The 16,625-nt window shown below is 55.1% G+C and carries 20 protein-coding genes; 5 read left to right on the top strand and 15 right to left on the bottom strand.

Annotated features, from left to right (window positions below; genetic code table 11):
* Positions 1-290 precede the first annotated feature (290 nt).
* On the bottom strand, positions 291-575 hold the full coding sequence (locus tag BN873_RS21000; protein ID WP_053085357.1) for a transposase: 285 nt from the start codon (positions 573-575) through the stop codon (positions 291-293).
* 37 nt (positions 576-612) lie between these two features.
* On the opposite strand from BN873_RS21000, the gene BN873_RS13130 reads away from it, so the two are divergent.
* From BN873_RS13130 to BN873_RS13110, 5 genes are all read left to right on the top strand, one after another.
* The gene (locus tag BN873_RS13130; RefSeq protein WP_048674396.1) at positions 613-798 is read left to right on the top strand and encodes a hypothetical protein; all 186 of its coding nucleotides are present in this window, start codon (positions 613-615) and stop codon (positions 796-798) included.
* A gap of 186 nt (positions 799-984) precedes the next feature.
* Complete coding sequence (locus BN873_RS13125) at positions 985-1,302, top strand: hypothetical protein (RefSeq protein ID WP_048674394.1); 318 nt, start codon at positions 985-987, stop codon at positions 1,300-1,302.
* A gap of 54 nt (positions 1,303-1,356) precedes the next feature.
* On the top strand, positions 1,357-2,124 hold the full coding sequence (locus tag BN873_RS13120) for a 3-hydroxyacyl-CoA dehydrogenase (RefSeq protein WP_048674392.1): 768 nt from the start codon (positions 1,357-1,359) through the stop codon (positions 2,122-2,124).
* 28 nt (positions 2,125-2,152) lie between these two features.
* Complete coding sequence (locus tag BN873_RS13115) at positions 2,153-3,292, top strand: acyl-CoA dehydrogenase (protein ID WP_048674390.1); 1,140 nt, start codon at positions 2,153-2,155, stop codon at positions 3,290-3,292.
* Between the two features lie 75 nt (positions 3,293-3,367).
* On the top strand, positions 3,368-4,834 hold the full coding sequence (locus BN873_RS13110) for a GGDEF domain-containing protein (RefSeq protein ID WP_048674388.1): 1,467 nt from the start codon (positions 3,368-3,370) through the stop codon (positions 4,832-4,834).
* 44 nt (positions 4,835-4,878) lie between these two features.
* On the opposite strand, the gene BN873_RS13105 is transcribed toward BN873_RS13110, so the two are convergent.
* The 14 genes from BN873_RS13105 to BN873_RS13040 form a co-directional block, all read right to left on the bottom strand.
* Entirely contained in the window at positions 4,879-5,658 is a 780-nt protein-coding gene (locus BN873_RS13105; RefSeq protein ID WP_048674386.1) for an enoyl-CoA hydratase-related protein, read from the bottom strand.
* 57 nt (positions 5,659-5,715) lie between these two features.
* Complete coding sequence (locus tag BN873_RS13100; protein WP_048674384.1) at positions 5,716-6,639, bottom strand: MBL fold metallo-hydrolase; 924 nt, start codon at positions 6,637-6,639, stop codon at positions 5,716-5,718.
* 29 nt (positions 6,640-6,668) lie between these two features.
* Positions 6,669-7,103, bottom strand: a complete 435-nt coding sequence (locus tag BN873_RS13095) for a PaaI family thioesterase (protein ID WP_048674382.1) — start codon at positions 7,101-7,103, stop codon at positions 6,669-6,671.
* Between the two features lie 42 nt (positions 7,104-7,145).
* Positions 7,146-8,285: a CaiB/BaiF CoA transferase family protein gene (locus BN873_RS13090; protein ID WP_048674379.1), complete on the bottom strand. Its 1,140-nt coding sequence runs from the start codon at positions 8,283-8,285 to the stop codon at positions 7,146-7,148.
* 46 nt (positions 8,286-8,331) lie between these two features.
* Complete coding sequence (locus BN873_RS13085) at positions 8,332-8,517, bottom strand: hypothetical protein (RefSeq protein WP_048674377.1); 186 nt, start codon at positions 8,515-8,517, stop codon at positions 8,332-8,334.
* On the bottom strand, positions 8,501-8,992 hold the full coding sequence (locus tag BN873_RS13080) for a type II toxin-antitoxin system VapC family toxin (RefSeq protein WP_048674376.1): 492 nt from the start codon (positions 8,990-8,992) through the stop codon (positions 8,501-8,503). The genes BN873_RS13085 and BN873_RS13080 overlap by 17 nt, the downstream gene beginning before the upstream one ends.
* A gap of 24 nt (positions 8,993-9,016) precedes the next feature.
* On the bottom strand, positions 9,017-9,253 hold the full coding sequence (locus tag BN873_RS13075) for a hypothetical protein (protein ID WP_242434436.1): 237 nt from the start codon (positions 9,251-9,253) through the stop codon (positions 9,017-9,019).
* Entirely contained in the window at positions 9,250-10,092 is an 843-nt protein-coding gene (locus BN873_RS13070; RefSeq protein ID WP_048674374.1) for a DMT family transporter, read from the bottom strand. Before BN873_RS13070 ends, BN873_RS13075 begins: the two co-directional genes overlap by 4 nt.
* A 36-nt stretch (positions 10,093-10,128) precedes the next feature.
* Positions 10,129-11,361, bottom strand: coding sequence for a phenylacetate--CoA ligase family protein (locus tag BN873_RS13065; protein ID WP_048674371.1), 1,233 nt, complete (start codon positions 11,359-11,361; stop codon positions 10,129-10,131).
* Positions 11,362-11,429: 68 nt separating this feature from the next.
* The gene (locus tag BN873_RS13060) at positions 11,430-12,272 is read right to left on the bottom strand and encodes an ABC transporter ATP-binding protein (RefSeq protein WP_048674369.1); all 843 of its coding nucleotides are present in this window, start codon (positions 12,270-12,272) and stop codon (positions 11,430-11,432) included.
* 122 nt (positions 12,273-12,394) lie between these two features.
* Complete coding sequence (locus tag BN873_RS13055) at positions 12,395-13,711, bottom strand: ABC transporter substrate-binding protein (RefSeq protein ID WP_048674367.1); 1,317 nt, start codon at positions 13,709-13,711, stop codon at positions 12,395-12,397.
* A gap of 64 nt (positions 13,712-13,775) precedes the next feature.
* A complete protein-coding gene (locus tag BN873_RS13050) occupies positions 13,776-14,852 on the bottom strand; it encodes a branched-chain amino acid ABC transporter permease (protein WP_048674365.1) in 1,077 nt (358 codons plus the stop codon).
* 12 nt (positions 14,853-14,864) lie between these two features.
* Positions 14,865-15,779, bottom strand: coding sequence for a branched-chain amino acid ABC transporter permease (locus tag BN873_RS13045; RefSeq protein ID WP_048674363.1), 915 nt, complete (start codon positions 15,777-15,779; stop codon positions 14,865-14,867).
* A 114-nt stretch (positions 15,780-15,893) separates the two neighbouring features.
* Positions 15,894-16,577, bottom strand: coding sequence for a DUF1963 domain-containing protein (locus tag BN873_RS13040; RefSeq protein WP_048674361.1), 684 nt, complete (start codon positions 16,575-16,577; stop codon positions 15,894-15,896).
* Between the last annotated feature and the right edge of the window lie 48 nt (positions 16,578-16,625).

Raw genomic sequence — 16,625 nt, 5'->3', positions numbered from 1 at the left:
TCAAAGACTGGAAACAGGCCCTCAATCGCTTCGCCATTCAATTCGAGGGCCGCTTGCCACTCTCACTCCACTAACCAAAACCGCATTTACACAAAAACTTTGACAGACTCGTTCTTGACTCAACGCAGGCGCCACGCGAGCGGCCACACACTGTCGAGTTTTCACGTCTTCAACCCGATACACCCAGGCGACGCCATCGTCCAAGCGAAACCGGGTGGCGTCGATCTGAAGCCGTCGCCCTGGCGGCCCATCACGCTCGGCGGTCACCGTCGGCGCTGGGCACTTTTTCTTCAAGGGTGGTGGCTGAAAGCCCAGGTCGCCCATGAGCTGGCGGACCCGTTCACGTCCGATCGGTCGGTGCTGTTGGCGCAGGGCGTGTGATCCGCCGTCTGCGCCTTCGCCCCGTTTAGCCCCTGACGACCCGCCGCTAGAAATTGCTCTTTCCACCGATGAATCTGATTCTCGTTCACCCCGTGCTGGCGAGACACCTCCGCGACGCTCTGGCGCTCGCTTAACACCGCTAACACGATCCCCAATTTTTCTTCAACAGTCCAACTTTGACGTTGCTTGCCCATCCTGTCCTCCACAAAAGTCTCTTCAGTTTGGCTTCTGATGGAAGAAATTTCTGGGGCATTACCGGTGGCCCAAGCCGCTCCGGAAGATCAACGCCTCAATCTCCTCAAAGACCTCACCGGCGAACACCTCACTGGCGATCTCCTCACCGCCACCCTCTGGGGCTACTTCGCCAACAACCTCTTCCGCCCGAATGGCCCAGGCCCAAGCAAATTCACTTCCTGATTCACCAGCGTACTGATCAAATACTGCATATAATGCTTTTTGGTAAACATTCTATAAGTATATAAAAAATATAAATATCTTGAAAATTAAAGAGAAAACCCTAATAATAAAAATGAGAAAAATCAACTGTGATGTAATGTATTGCGGCACGCTTAACATTTCACCGTCGGCGCCAAGGGGGTCAAAATGAGTTACACCGTTACCGTTATGTTCAATCTCGGTAAGGATTACGAGATCATGCTGCACGATAGCGATATCCAGGGTCTGGATGCCGAGCAGGCACGGGCGTGGTTGCTCAACGAATTTCAAGAACTGGGCTGTGTTCCTTCTTCCCCTTCGGGGAAAATTCTACTCCTTGACATGATCCTCAACGTCGCCATGGAAGGAGGAGAGGAACGCTTTGAGGAAAAGGGTGAATGGGCACGGGAGTTTGCCAAAGCGGTCGCAGCTTCGTTGCAGCGCTCGGTAATTAAAGTAGATGTTTCAAATTTCGTCGTCGGCTAAAAAACCCATGACCTCGCGCGCTGCACTGCTCGCGGAGAAAAATGGAGAAAAATAATGAAGATTGACCCCCATGTGTTCCTCGTCACCGGCGGCGCATCCGGTTTGGGTGCAGCCACCGCGCGGATGTTGGCGCAAGCCGGTGCTAAAGTCGCCATCGCAGATCTGAACCCACAAGCGGGTGAGGCGCTCGCTGCCGAGCTTGGCCCGACAGCCCGCTTTATCATCACTGACATCGCCGATGAAACCAGCGGCCGCGCGGCGGTCGAGGCGGCCGTCAGCGCCTTCGGTGCGCTGCATGGACTGATCAACTGCGCGGGCGTCGCTCCAGCCGAGAAGGTTTTGGGCAAAACCGAGCCGCCCGCGCTGGCTGCTTTCGCCAAGGTGGTGCAAATCAACCTGATCGGCGCATTCAACCTGGTGCGGCACGCCGCCACCGCGATGGCGCGTAACCCACCCACTGAAACTGGTGAGCGCGGCGTCATCGTCAATACCGCCTCCATCGCTGCCTTCGAGGGCCAGATCGGCCAGGCTGCCTATGCCGCCTCCAAGGGCGGGATGGTGGCGATGACCTTGCCCATTGCCCGCGAATTGAGCCGCAGCGGCATCCGCATCATGACCATCGCGCCGGGGGTGATGGAAACCCCCATGCTGCTGGAAATGCCGCAAGAGGTGCAGGATTCGCTCGGTAAAATGGTGCCCTTCCCGTGCCGTCTCGGCAAGCCGGCCGAATTCGCGGGTCTGGTGCGGCATATTCTGGAAAATCCCTACCTGAACGGTGAGGTCATCCGGCTGGATGGCGCGATCCGCATGGGCGCAAAATAGCGTCTGCCGCCGACCAGAGGATAAATCGATGATCCTGACTCAAGAACAGGAAATGATCCGCGACACCTTGCGCCAGTTCGCCCAGGAACGTCTCGCGCCGAATGCGGCGGAATGGGAGCGCAATCATACCTTTCCCCGCGCAGCATTGGCCGAACTGGGCGAGTTGGGCGCAATGGGGATCATCGTCCCCGAACAGTGGGGCGGCGCGGGCATGGATTATGTGTCGCTAGCGCTGGCTATCGAGGAAATCGCCTTTGGTCATGGCGCGACCGCCACCATCGTTTCAGTGCAAAATTCCCTGGCCTGCGGCATTACCCTGAAATACGGTAGCGAGGCGCAGAAAACCCGCTATCTCACTAAGTTGGCCAGCGGCGAATGGCTGGGCTGCTTTTGCCTGACCGAACCGCATACTGGCTCGGACGCCGCGACTATCCGCACCACAGCGCGGCGGGAAGGTAATGATTGGGTGCTTAACGGCGTCAAGCAGTTCATCACCACCGGCAAGGAAGGCCAGTTGGCTATCGTCTTTGCGGTGACTGATAAAAACGCGGGTAAAAAAGGCATTTCCTGCTTTCTGGTGCCGACCGACGCACCCGGTTACCTCGTCGCTCGCCTGGAAGAAAAGATGGGCCAGCACGCCTCCGACACCGCCCAAATCCTGTTCGAAAATTGCCGAGTCCCAGCCGAAAGCCTGATCGGTCAGGAAGGCGAAGGCTACAAGATCGCCCTTTCCAACCTGGAAGCCGGTCGAATTGGCATCGCTGCCCAGGCAGTCGGCATGGCGCGGGCGGCGCTGGAAGCGGCGGTCAGCTACGCCAAGGAACGCGAAGCTTTCGGTGCGCCGATTGTCCAGCATCAAGCGGTGCTGTTCCGCTTGGCTGATATGGCGACCCGCATCGAAGCCGCCCGCCAACTGGTCTGGCACGCCGCCAGCTTGCGCGATGCTGGGCAGCCGTGTTTGAAAGAAGCATCAATGGCCAAGCTGTTCGCCTCTGAAATCGCGGAACGGGTTTGCTCCGATGCCATCCAGATTCACGGTGGCTACGGCTATTGCGCCGATTTTCCGGTCGAGCGGATTTATCGGGATGTCCGCGTCACCCAAATCTACGAAGGTGCGTCTGATATTCAACGGCTGGTAATTGGCCGGGCGATTTCAGCAGCCAGTTAGTATGCGGCACGGGGCTAGCTAAAATGATCTGGTGAAGCCCTCGTTGGCTTACGACACCCCCATATCCACCGATCTATGCAACTATCATTCTTACCGGAAGCACAGGCCTGGAAGCCCGCGATTATCCGGATAATCGCGATCAGTTTTTTAAGCGCGGTGCTGCTAGCGAGCGGGATTGAGTCGTGGATCTCTTACCACAACGCTATCGAGAAGACCGCCGAGCGCGCCCAGACCACCAGCTTCCTGATCACCGAATGGCTCAGTGCGTCATTCGCCATCACCAAACACATCATCAAAGACATCATCGGTGACCTTGATCCCGCAGAGATTCACTACCCCAGTGATGATCCAGTCCGCCATACCCAACGCACCGATGAGCTGATCCGCCATGCCAAAATTGATCCAACGATTCTTTTTCTGGGCCTGTTTGATGCGCAATGCACAGTGACCCATACCTCGGTTGGCTTCAACCTGGGGCAAACGTTCAAAGAGCGTAATTATTGCCGACTGGTGTTTGAGGAGCCAATCGAAGCTTTCAAAGCCGGTCCGATGTTCGTGGCGTCTGATAACAAAATGAATGTCACGGTCTCTTATCCGGTGATAGGGCCTTCCCGTGAGATCGCCGGTTTCGTGCTGATAGGTTTGGATCTCCGCTTCTTCCAAAATTGGCTGGATCGGCTACAACCGAGGGATGGGTTGGTCGTCAGTATTTTCGATATGAAACAACAGCTACTGGCACGCTCACCGATGGCGCCGAACATGATCGGCAAGTCGATGGATGCGCCTGTGCTACGACGGTTTTCGACATCTCCCGACACTGGGCCTTTTACCTTTCGTGACACGTCTTTAGTTGATGGTATCGACCGTGTTTGGAATTTGCACCGGGTGCGTGACTTGCCATTCGTGGTCGTTACCGGCCTGCCGACCCAGGAGGTGCTAGGGGTGTGGTGGATCACGCTCTTCTACTATTCGCTTGGCAACCTGATGCTGGCAGCAGTGCTGCTGTTTGGAGTGCGCGAGTTTAACCGGAGTCACCAGCTAGCCCAATCGATGGCCGAGATGGCGGGTACTGACTCGCTAACGGGCCTCGCTAACCGCCGCCGGTTCATGGAAGCGGCTGGGTTCAGGCTAGCGGAAGCCTGTCGTTACCAATGGCCGTTCGCGGTCATCATTATGGATCTTGATCATTTCAAGCAGATCAATGACCGTTTTGGCCACGATGCCGGGGATGCGATGCTGCGAGCCTTTGCCGCCATCCTCCAGCGTGCTGCGAGAGCGAATGATTGTATGGCACGTTGGGGCGGCGAGGAATTTATCGCCCTCTTGCCTAATGCCAATGAGCAGATGGCAGCTAAATTCGCGGAGCGGTTACGAACGTTGGTTGCCGAGATAACCACCATTCCAAACGTCCATGCTACCATTAGCATAGGAGTCAGCGAATATCGCGGGCCGGAAACGTTGGAGGCCCTCATCAAACGGGCTGACGAAGCGCTGTACCGCGCCAAACAGCAAGGCCGAGATCAGGTACAGATTGCCCCGTGAGGGCCGAGCCTCCCACTGCTGATCCGGTGAGAGGCTATGCAGAGTTACTCCCTAAAATTCGGCTTGCGCTTTTCCTGAAACGCCCGCACGCCTTCCTGGGATTCTTCAGTACCGTAGAACAGGCTGACCGCTTTTAAGCCCAGTGAAGAAATACCGGCGATGTGGGCGGTATCGGCGTTGAACGAGCGCTTGGCCAATTCCAGCGCGGTCGGGCTTTTCTCCAGAATCTCCGCGCACCAACGATCCACCTCAGCATCCAGTTGATCGTCGGGGACGACTTTGTTCGCCAGACCCATTTGCACCGCTTCCGTGCCGCTGTACTGACGGCACAGATACCAGACTTCTCGCGCTTTCTTTTCGCCGATCACCCGCGCCATGTAGGCGGTGCCGAAACCGGGATCGACCGAACCGACTTTGGGGCCGACCTGGCCGAACTTGGCAGATTCCGCCGCCAGCGTTAAATCGCACAGCAGCGCGAGAACGTGACCGCCGCCGATGGCATAGCCGCGTACCTTGGCGATGACCGGCTTGGGCACATCGCGGATCACGCTTTGCAATTCTTCCAGCGGCAGGCCGATGACGCCGCGCCCGTCGTAATGGCCGGCGTGGGCCGACTGATCGCCGCCGGTGCAAAAGGCTTTGGTGCCCGCACCAGTCAGCACGATGACCCCGACTTTTTTATTCCAGCCCGCTTTTAGAAACGCATCAATCATTTCTTCGCAGGTCTGGGCGCGAAAGGCGTTGTATTTGTCGGGGCGATTGATAGTGATGGTGGCAACGCCTTCTTTAATCTCATACAGAATGTCTTCGTATTGCGTAGTCATGCGGACTCCTTGGTGTGGTTTTTCTGCAATGAGGGGGTTTTTGGTTTTAGTGGTGATTTAAGACAAGATGATGGTATAAAAAACAGCTTCTTTTCGTTTAACAATTCCTTTGCTCAGGAAAGACTGGATGATTTCTTCATACTTGGCTTCGTACTCACCCTTAAAATAGAAATCAACCGTTTCCTTAAACCAATGCGTGGTCATCAAATAGGGAAATAACTCTTTTTCAGCGATGCTTTTCTTAATCAGCAGTAAAAAGATCAGTAATTTCTTGAGAACATCATCACCGACCAAATTACGGTCGCCCAGAAAACGCTCGATTCTCTCTCTGGTTTTCGAGAGCGCGCCATTGAAATCACTAAACGATTTACCGTGGCCCGGATAAACCCGGTTCACTTCCAGCGTTTCAAGCGTTTTCAGTGCGGCCAGCCGTTGAAACAACGCGGTGCTACCTTCCAGGCGCAAGGTCATGATTGACATATCCTTGCCCCACAAGGTATCGGAGGAGATAAGGATTTTTTCTTTGGGGTGATAAAGCACAATGCCATCCGCCGCATGGCCCGGCGTATAGATCACCTGAAACTCATGCGGGCCGACCATGACCGTATCACCATCCGCCAGGCTTTCGGTACAGCGAAAAAACGCGGCCTCATGATCGTAATAACTCCAGGACGTGGCCCAATCATCCCGCGTATCAATAAAATGCTTGCCGATTTGATGGAGTGCAATCTCACAGCCGGATTGCTTCTGAATAGCGTAATTGCCGCCGATATGGTCGCAATGGGTATGGGTGCTGATAATGCGGGCGACCTCGGTCGTCTTTACGCCAAGATGCTGAATACGGTTGATGGTTTCCGCTAAATCGCCGATATAAGCCGAATCAATCAGCACCGGCGCGGGCGACCGATAAACCAAATGATTACAATTCAAATAGCCCCGTTCGATAAAAAACAGGTTGTCCAGAATTTCAAGAGTGGACATGACGGGGCATCTCAGGGTGTGTGACGCGCTTAACCCGCTTGCGAGATCATGGTAGCGAGCAGCGTGGCGATGTGGATTGGTTTTTCATCGGCATAGCCGAACACATCGGCACGCGACACGGTGATGGTTTTACCGGCTTTGACGACGCGCCCTTCGGCAAGGAAACGGAGGCCGGTAGCGGGCCGCAACAGGTTGATTTTGAACTCGATACTGAGCACTTCGCTACCGGCAGGCATCAGTGACAGCGCCGCGTAACCCGCTGCGCTGTCGGCAATCGCGGTCGTGACCGCCCCATGCAGAAAGGCGTGTTGCTGGGTGAGGTCGTCGCGGAAAGGCAGCGCAATATCAATCGCGCCCGGCTCAACCCGCTCCAGCGTCGCACCGATGAGCTGCATCAAGCCCTGAGTGGCGAAACTGCCGCGCACCACCGCAGCGAAGTCAGGATTAGCGGGTTTAAAGTGCATGGCAGAGTGTCCTCTGGTGGCCTGTGGGAGCGGATGCGTTGTTCAAATCGCGCTGGCGGCCTTGAATCGGCCAATCTCGTCGGCGGAAAATCCCCAGTTGACCAGCCAGTCCTCACCCGCTTGCACCGAGGTGGCCGGGGCGCTTTGAATCGCTGCCGGCGTGCGGCTAAAGCGCGGCGCGGGGGCCGGTTGCACCAGGCCGTCCACTTCGACGAAGGTTTGCCGCGATTGATTGTGGTGGTGGCCGGGCGCTTCCTCCAGACTCAGCACCGGGGTTACGCAAGCATCGCTGACCTCCAGTTGAGCGCACCATTCGTCCCGCATTTTGGTGCGAAACGCCGCCCGTAGCTGTTCTTTCATCGCGGGCCAGGATTTCGCTCGCCATTGTTGCCGGGGATCGGGATCGACCACCCCACAGCCTTGCAGCAACAACTGATAGAAATGCGGTTCAATCGGCCCGACCGCCAGCCATTTGCCATCAGCGCATTGATAGGTATCGTAAAAATGTGCGCCGCCGTCGAGAAAATTGCTCGCGCGCTGATCAACCCATTGGCCCATCGCTTTCAGGCTATAAATCGCCGCCATCAGCAGGGCGGAGCCGTCGGTCATCGCGGCATCGACCACCTGGCCCTGGCCGGAGTTTTTCGCTTCCACCAGCGCCGCCAGAATGCCGACCGCTAGCAGCATCGCGCCGCCGCCGTAATCGGCGATGAGGTTCAAAGGCGGCGTCGGCCCACCCTCGGCGCGACCGATAGCGTGCAGTGCGCCGGAAATCGCCAGATAGTTGATGTCGTGCCCGGCGGTCTGGGCCAGCGTACCGTTCTGACCCCAGCCGGTCATCCGGCCATAGATCAGGCGCGGGTTGCGGGCGTGGCAGACCTCCGGCCCCAGACCGAGCCGCTCCATCACGCCGGGCCGGAAACCTTCGATCAGCACATCGGCCTGATCGACCAGCCGCAGGGCGTTTTCGCGGCCTTCCGGCGAGCGGATATCCAGCGCGATCAGTTGCCGTCCCCGGTTGGGGATATTTTTGTTGGCGGCGAACAGGTTGGCGTCGGTGGTGCTGGTTTCGCGGTTGATTTGCACCACCTCCGCGCCCAAGTCGGAAAACACCATTCCGCAAAAGGGCACCGGCCCTAATCCGGCGAATTCGACGACTTTAATACCGTGTAGTGGTCCCATGTTTAGCCCCTTTTTTCTTGTTGTAGGCGTAAGGCGTAGGATTGAATCAGGCCGTTTGTTTTGTTTCTTTCTCTGTCTTTTCTTCCGAATCTACAAAGCGGCTTTTATAAAGCTGCTGCAAATCCATATAATAATCAATAAGTCTTTTTGGATCATGGCCAAACTGCTCCGATACGAGGTGGCGAGCATAGCGCACCCTTTCCAGGGCGTCTCTTTCAATCTGATTGCTCATCTTTGTCGTCCTCAAGTAATTCAAGCGGTGTTACAATACTCGGCGTGTATAAGCCTAATAATCCATTAATCTGACGGATATGGCCAAATTTGTTGGCATTTGCTAGGTTTTTACAATTCCAGGTTAGTAGAAAATCGCATTTGTGGTAAGAAGCTAATGCCAAATGCAGCGCATCGCCAACTGGATCGTGGGGCATCAGTTTATGGTTAATATAAACTTGGACAATATCAATAATTTGCCGTTCAACAGTAACCAATGAAATGTCATTTAGTAGTTTTAAACAATTCTCTTTCTTTAGGTAATCTCCATTCTGAAGTTCATTCAATACGGCAATGCTTGTGAGAAGGTCATAATTTTGACGTTTTTCAAGCCACCATTGATAAGTCCAATCACGCCTAGCTATGGCAGCAGCGTCTGTCCGATCCTCGTAGTAAAAGCTAGGGATAGTAGTTTCAATATAAACTTTTGGCTTCATATTTCACGCATAAGCTTCATAGAATCAAAGTCTGAAACTCCGATAATCAGTCAGCGCCTCTTCAGCCAGCGCGTCCAATTTACCAGCCGCAGCATCCGCCTCAATTTGTGCGTCCCATAGGTCAGCGTCAAATTCAGCATACCACTGGCGAAACTTAATCAACTCCTCTGCCGAGAGTTGTTTGATAGCATTTTCAACAAAATCTGCTGTAATCGGCTCAACCCCCAATCTTTTATCTGTAGAATTTTTATTGGTTTTCATTGAGTAAACTTAGACGACACAGTACCGATAATCGCGCCTCCAACTATGAGCACCATCGCTATAGCTGAGAGCAGAGTGAACCTTCCACTACCTGTGCTGATGAGCACAGCAGTAGAGAGCAACGGAGTCAGGTAAGCCAGTGAACCAATGACCCTCGGATCACCATTTTTTAATGCTGCATCCCAGAAAAAGAACGCTGCACCCATTGGGCCTAATCCAAGGATCAAAAGTATCCATAGCTCATCCAAGCTAATCGAATAAGAATCTTCTATAAAAAAATGGATCGCCAGTGAAAGCACACCCGCCGACAGACAAAAAAAACCAATCGCTTCGTTGCAAAATGGTGATACTCGCTTAGTGAGCAACGAATAACTCGCCCAAATAAAAGCAGAAATTCCAGCAAATAGATACCCGGTCAGATATTCAAAGTGCAAATTAATAGTACCGCCAGTGACAATCAACGCTGTCCCGAAAAAACCCAGTGCCGCAGCAACTAGGTGACGCACAGTAAGGTGGTACTTTGGTAAAAACAAGGGCGTTAAGACAATGATTAATAAAGGCCATAAATAGTTGATAAGATTCGCTTCAACTGGGGGCGCATGACGGAGAGCCATGAATAGGCAGAAGTGAAATCCAAAAAACCCATAGATACCTAAGGCTAGTATTGGGATTGAAACACGCCAAAGGTATATTTTATGAATACTGCACAGGCTACCGATGCTCAAAGCCAGACCAACCAAAAGAAAAGGCGGTATTTTCGAAAGTCTTATCGCCAAATAGGCTAAAAAACTCCATAAAAGAATAGCTGCAAAAGATTGGAAAAAAGCTTTGGTTTGCAACCTGTGGATTCCTGTTTACCAATGGTATGATTTTCTTTAAGAGAACATCCGCCGATCTTCAATCACCTTCCCATCATTCGCCAATGATCCCGGCGCACAAAAAACCACTTCACCGCGCAATTTAGTCACCTCCCGAATACTGGCAATAACCGCCTGCGCCAATGCCTCACCCGCTGCTGCCGTTTCACAGTGCAGCACCATCTGATCCTGCCCATCGGGATTATCCACCACCAGCCGCAGCCGTTGCAGTTCGGGATGATGACGGGCGATGTCCGCGATCTGCTCAGGATGCACGAACATCCCCTTAACCTTGGTCGTTTGATCCGCCCGACCCAGCCAGCCCTTGATACGCAGGTTGGTCCGGCCACACGGCGAAGTCCCGGCCAGAATCGCCGATAAATCACCAGTCGCAAAGCGAACCAGCGGATAGGTCGGATTAAAGGTGGTAACCACGATTTCACCGACCTCGCCCACCGCGACCGGATCGCCGGTGCCGGGCCGGACGATCTCCAGCAAGGCGTCTTCCTCAACGATCAAGCCCTCCTCCGCCTCGCTTTCGTAGGCAATCGCGCCGAGGTCTGCCGTGGCGTAACTCTGGCGGATGGTCATGCCGCGTTCCCGCAACGCTTGCCGCACCGCCGGATGCACCGCTTCACCGGACACGGCAGCCTTGCGCAGGGAAGAAATATCGGCCTTCAATTCATCGGCTTTATCGAGAATGATCTTAAGAAACGACGGCGTGCCGATATAACCGTTTGGCCGCAAATCGACCATCGCCTGAACCTGCTGCTCGGTCTGGCCGGTGCCGCCGGGAAATACCGCGCAGCCCAGCGCACGCGCCCCTTCCTCGAAGATGTACGCGCCAGGGGTGAAGTGATAGGCAAAGCAGTTATGCGCCAAATCGCCCGCCCGGAAACCGGCGGCGTACAACACGCGGGCCATCCGCCACGGGTCCGCCTCCTCGCCTTGCAACTCGTAAATCGGCCCCGGCGAGGCAAATACCCGCAACGCCTTGCCAGCAGGCAGCGTGTTCAAACCACCAAATGGTGGATGCTGCTTTTGCAGTTCAATCAAATCGCGCTTGCGGGTCAGCGGCAGCGCGGCCAGCGCCGCTCGGCTGGTCACGGACGCGGGGTCAATGTCGGCCAGCAACTGCTGGTAGTACGGCGATTTCTCTTTCGCGTGGGCCAGTTGCTGGGCCAGCTTGGCCATTAAATCCTGTTCGCGCTGTTCGGGGTCGCGGGTTTCCAGAGCGTCGTAATAGTTCATAACCATCTCGATAAAAGCCTGTACCAAAACTCCCCTCGCCCTTTGGGAGAGGGGCTGGGGGTGAGGGATTAGGACAGCCAGCGCTTGCGGCGGCGGTAATGCTTCACATCCTTGAACGACTTGCGCCCGGACGAGGACAGGCCCAGATAAAACTCCTTCACATCCTCATTGGTGCGTAGGTTCTCGGCATCGCCTTCCATCACCACCCGGCCGTTTTCCAGGATGTAGCCGAAATCGGCATAGCGCAGCGCCATCAGCGTATTCTGTTCCGCCAGCAAAAAGCTGACATTTTCCTTCTGATTCAAATCTTTGACGATGCCGAAAATCTCCTCGACGATCTGCGGGGCCAGGCCCATCGACGGCTCATCGAGCAGAATCATTTCCGGTTTCGCCATCAACGCCCGACCGATGGCGCACATCTGCTGTTCACCGCCGGAGGTATAACCGGCCTGCGAGCCGCGCCGTGTCTTGAGCCGGGGGAAGTAGTGATACACCTTCTCCAGCGCCTCCTTCAGCCCGCTACGGGAGATCGAGCGGGTATACGCACCGGTCAGCAGGTTTTCCTCCAGGGTCAGATGGGCGAAGCAGTGCCGCCCCTCCATCACCTGAATCACCCCACGCCTGACCAGCTCGTTCGGGCTAAGCTGATCGACCCGGTTATTCTTAAACTCCACCGATCCCTTGGTGACATCGCCGCGTTCAGCCCGTAACAGGTTAGAAATAGCCTTCAAGGTCGTGGTTTTGCCCGCGCCGTTCGCGCCCAGCAGCGCCACGATTTTGCCCTTGGGCACATCGAGCGAGACGCCTTTCAACACCAGAATCACATGGTCATAAATGACCTCGATATTGTTGATGGTCAGATAGCGTTCAGCCGTCGGGGCGGCCTCGGTCGGGACAGTCGCTACAGTCATAGACGCGAACTCAAGGCATGTACAAAAATGCCCCTCTCCCCCAGGGAAAGGGGTTGGGGGTGAGGGCCAATCCCCTCACCCTGACCCTCTCCCAGCGGAAGAGGGAATGCAGCGAGAACGCGCTAAGACTCTTTCGCGCAATCACGCGGGGTGATGTTCTTTTCCTTGGCGTATTGCTGGGCCGAGGTCTTGAACAGCGGATGGATCAATTCCTTATTGCCCTCGATCCAGCCCGACACCGGCACCCATTTCGCGCCGTCCCATTGCTGAATCTTCACCATGCCTGATCCTTCGTGATTGGTGCAGGAGGTCTTAATCGGCGGCAACAAATTGACCGCACCGATTTCTTTCAGGCGGGCATCGGTAATATTGAGATTTTCCAACGCCCAACGCACCTGCTCGCCATTGACCGGCTTGCCCTTACCGTATTTGGCCTGTGCGCCGCGCAGCGCCTCGACCGATAGCACGGCAGCGGACACGCCCCGGTTATACAAAATCGTGCCGAGCTTGGTTTTATCCTGCAAGTCGCCCTTGCCCGCGCCATAGACCACTTTCTCGATGTCGGCAATCAGCGGTACGTCCTTACCCGCCACATTCCAGGTCGCCGCCATATAGCCCTTGGCCGCATCGCCTGCCGGAACGGTATCTTCCTCAGAACCGGCCCACCACGAGCCGATCATCTTCTCACGCGCGAAGCCAACCTTCTGCGCCGCTTTGAGCGCGGTCTGATTCATCACCCCCCAACCCCAGAAAATGACGTAATCAGGATTTTCCTGGCGAATCTTCAACCATTGCGCGCTTTGCTCGTTGCCAGGATGCGCTACCGGAATCTGAATCAGCGTGAATTTGTTCAGCTTGGCTTCTTCCTGCAAGGCGACAATCGGTTCCTTGCCGTAAGCCGAATCGTGATACAGGAACACGATTTTCTTGCCGTCCAGGCTGCCTTTTTCCTTATCCTTGATGAACTTGAGAATGGCTGATGCCTGCATCTGATAGGTCGTCACCAGCGGGAAAGCGTAAGGAAACACCGAGCCATCCACCGCATCGGTGCGGCCATAGCCCATCATCGCCAGCGGAATCTTGTCCTCGGTCGCTTTGTCGATCAGCGCATAGGCCACGCCAGTGGACATGGTATGAATTGGGCCGGTAGAGACCTTGGCCTTGGCTTTCATGCGCTCGTAGCACTCCACGCCCTTGGCGTTGTTGTACTCGGTTTCGCACTCCTCCCACACCAGCTTGACGCCGTTGATGCCGCCATCCTTGAGATTGACGTAATTCAGATAATCAACAAAACCGCCATAAAAGGACTGGCCATTCGCGCCATAGGGACCGACGCGATAGGAAGTGATCGGGAAAAACTGGTCTTCAGCGCTAGCGGCCTGCGACAGCAACGCCAGAGAAACCGCCGTCATCAACAAAGGTTTACGGTATGCGAACATAAGGTTGTCTTCTCCACAAAGTGATTGAATCGTGTCTTGTCGTTATGCAATCAAATACCGCGCCCTAATGCGGGAACGGCCACAAGCGCAACTTCTCCTTGGCAATCTGCCACAAACGAGCCAAACCATGCGGCTCGACAATCAAGAAAAACATGATCAGCGCCCCGAACACCAAAATCTGAATGTGGGACACGGTGGCGTTGGAAAACGGTAGCCCCAACAGCCCCGCCAGCGCCGGCAAGGTGATATCCAGAAAAATCGGCAGCAGCAAAATGAAGGCCGCGCCGAGAAAGCTGCCCAGAATCGACCCCATCCCGCCGATGATGATCATAAACAGGATGCGAAACGACATATCCAGCGAAAAGCCATCCGGCTCGACCGAACCGAGATAGCAAAACGCATACAGCGCCCCGGCCACCCCGCAATAAAAGGAACTGACCGCAAAGGCCAGCAATTTGGTCGGCATCAGCCGGATGCCGATGACCTCGGCGGCCACGTCCATATCCCGCACCGCCATCCACGCCCGGCCGGTGGACGAGCGCACCAGGTTTTTAGCCGCCAACGCCAGCACCGTAACCAGGGTAAGCACCAGCAGATATTTTTCTCGTGGCGAGGCAACCACATAGCCGAAGAAGGTGATTTTTTGAGTGGAAATCACCCCGGAAGAAGAATGGTTGGAAAACCAGGGAAACTTAGTCAAACACCAGACGATGAAAAACTGGGCGGCCAGCGTCGCCACCGCCAGATAAAAGCCCTTGATCCACAAACTGGGCAGGCCGAACAGAATCCCCACCCCCGCCGCCGTCAGTCCGGCCAGTGCAAAGCTCAACACCATCGGCAGGCCGTCGATGCGGAGTTGGAAGTTATAGGCGGCATAGGCCCCCACCGCCATGAACGCCGCCGAACCGAGCGACAACTGACCGGCATAGCCGGTGAGCAGATTTAAGCCCAGCGCGGCCAGCGCAAAAATCAGAAACGGAATCAGAATCGCCGAGAACCAATAATCCCCGGCCACCATCGGCACCACGACAAAGGCCACCACCAGTAGCAAAATCACGCCGATGCGATCCTGGCGGATTGGGAACAGTTGCTGATCGGCAGCGTAGCTGCTTTTGAATTGACCGGCTTCACGATAGAGCATGACGGTTTCCCCTTATACCCGGTCGATGTGTTTTTCGCCGAACAGCCCTTCCGGCCGAATCAGCAGAAAGCCCAGCGCCAGCACGTAGGGAAACCAGCCCTCAATGCCGCCGAAATTGCCACCAAAGGCGGATTCCATCAGCGGCGGCAGATAAATTTCCGCCAGCTTTTCCGAGGCGCCGATGATCAGCCCGCCGACGATGGCCCCCGGCACCGAGGTAAAACCGCCGATGATCAGCACCGGCAAGGCTTTCAGCGCGGTGAAGGTCAGCGCGAACTGCACGCCGTTACGCGCGCCCCACAGCATCCCGGCCACCAGCGCCACGAAACCGGCCACGCCCCAGACAATGGCCCAGATGTGCTGCAACGGAATGCCGATGGACAGCGCCGCCTGATGATCGTCCGCCACCGCCCGCAGCGCCCGGCCGATGCGGGTATATTGGAAGAACAAGGCCAGGGTGGTGACCAGCAAGGCCGCAATCGCCGCCGCCACCAGATCGAATTTGGAAATCACCATGCCCCAACTATTAAGAATCGCTTCAATCGGTTCATCGACGATGCCGATGTCCAGCGCCCGTGGATCGCTGCCAAACACCATCGGCGCCAGTCCTTCGATGAAAAACGCCAGGCCAATGGTCGCCATGAACAAGGTAATCGGCGGCTGATTGACCAGCTTGCGCAGCACGAACTTTTCAGTCGCAATGCCGAACAGGGTCATGATGATGAAAGCCAAGATGATCGCCAGCCACAGCGGTACGCCCTTCTCCATGCAGCCGACCACCGACAACGCGGCTAAGTACACCATCGCCCCCTGGGCGAAATTGAACACGCCAGAGGCTTTGTAAATCAGCACGAAGCCGAGCGCGACCAGCGAATACATCACCCCGGAGAGCAGGCCGCTAATGAGGACTTCCAGAAAAAAGCGCATAGATTTTATCGCCTGACAGGTTATCGCTTACTCTCCTCTCCCCTTGAGGGAGAGGGGCTGGAGGTGAGGTATTTATTCAAAAAGTTACTCAAGGAATGATTCTCTAACGGTGTGCTATGCACACTGCCAAAGAAATTTACCAACCGTTCCTTTAGGATTTACGAAAGCGTAGCCAATCCCGGCATCGCCAAAGTTCACATAGAATGGCACTTTGCCTGAATCTAGCTGGAGTAAAAGTTTCCAGTCAGAGCCTTCTGGGAATTCGTCACTTTGAAGAAAGAGGGGTGCTCCACCGATCTTATTCCCCTCAAGCGCCTGCTGATATTGATCGTATTCTTCTAGCGCCCATTCAGAACGGATCTCCTCAGACTGAAAGTCAGGCTCCTTCTGCAAGTGCAGCTTGACGGCATACTCAACCATATCGCGTTCCAGATAGTCTTGATTTGGTTTCTCCACCATTTGATAGAGTGATGGTCCTATTTCGATAGGTGCGGTAGACCCTGCGTAGACCCCCGGTTGAATGATGACGGCATTCTCCCCACTTTCTGCATCCCACGTTCCGTCAACACAGATGTCTTCTTCATCAGTCATAAATAAGTACGCCATCTGCCCCTCACCGTCACTAAAATGAGGGGCTACCAGCTCAATTTGTGCAATAAAACACATGGGGTTTCCTGTTAATCGACTGAGTGGCCACTGCGGCTCTATAACCCAATTTGGCTGGCCGCCAAATTTAGTAGCTTTCCCCGTAATTGGTTTAGCCGAATGTACAAATTCGATGTGGTATGAAATTCCCATATGCACCTCCTTAGCGTCCTAACTCTTAAGCTGACATTCCACCATCTG

The organism is Candidatus Competibacter denitrificans Run_A_D11 (genome assembly GCF_001051235.1).
Classification (GTDB): Bacteria; Pseudomonadota; Gammaproteobacteria; order Competibacterales; family Competibacteraceae; genus Competibacter_A; species Competibacter_A denitrificans.
The sequence above is the reverse complement of the archived record's forward strand: the minus strand, read 5'-3'. Positions and strand labels throughout refer to the sequence as shown.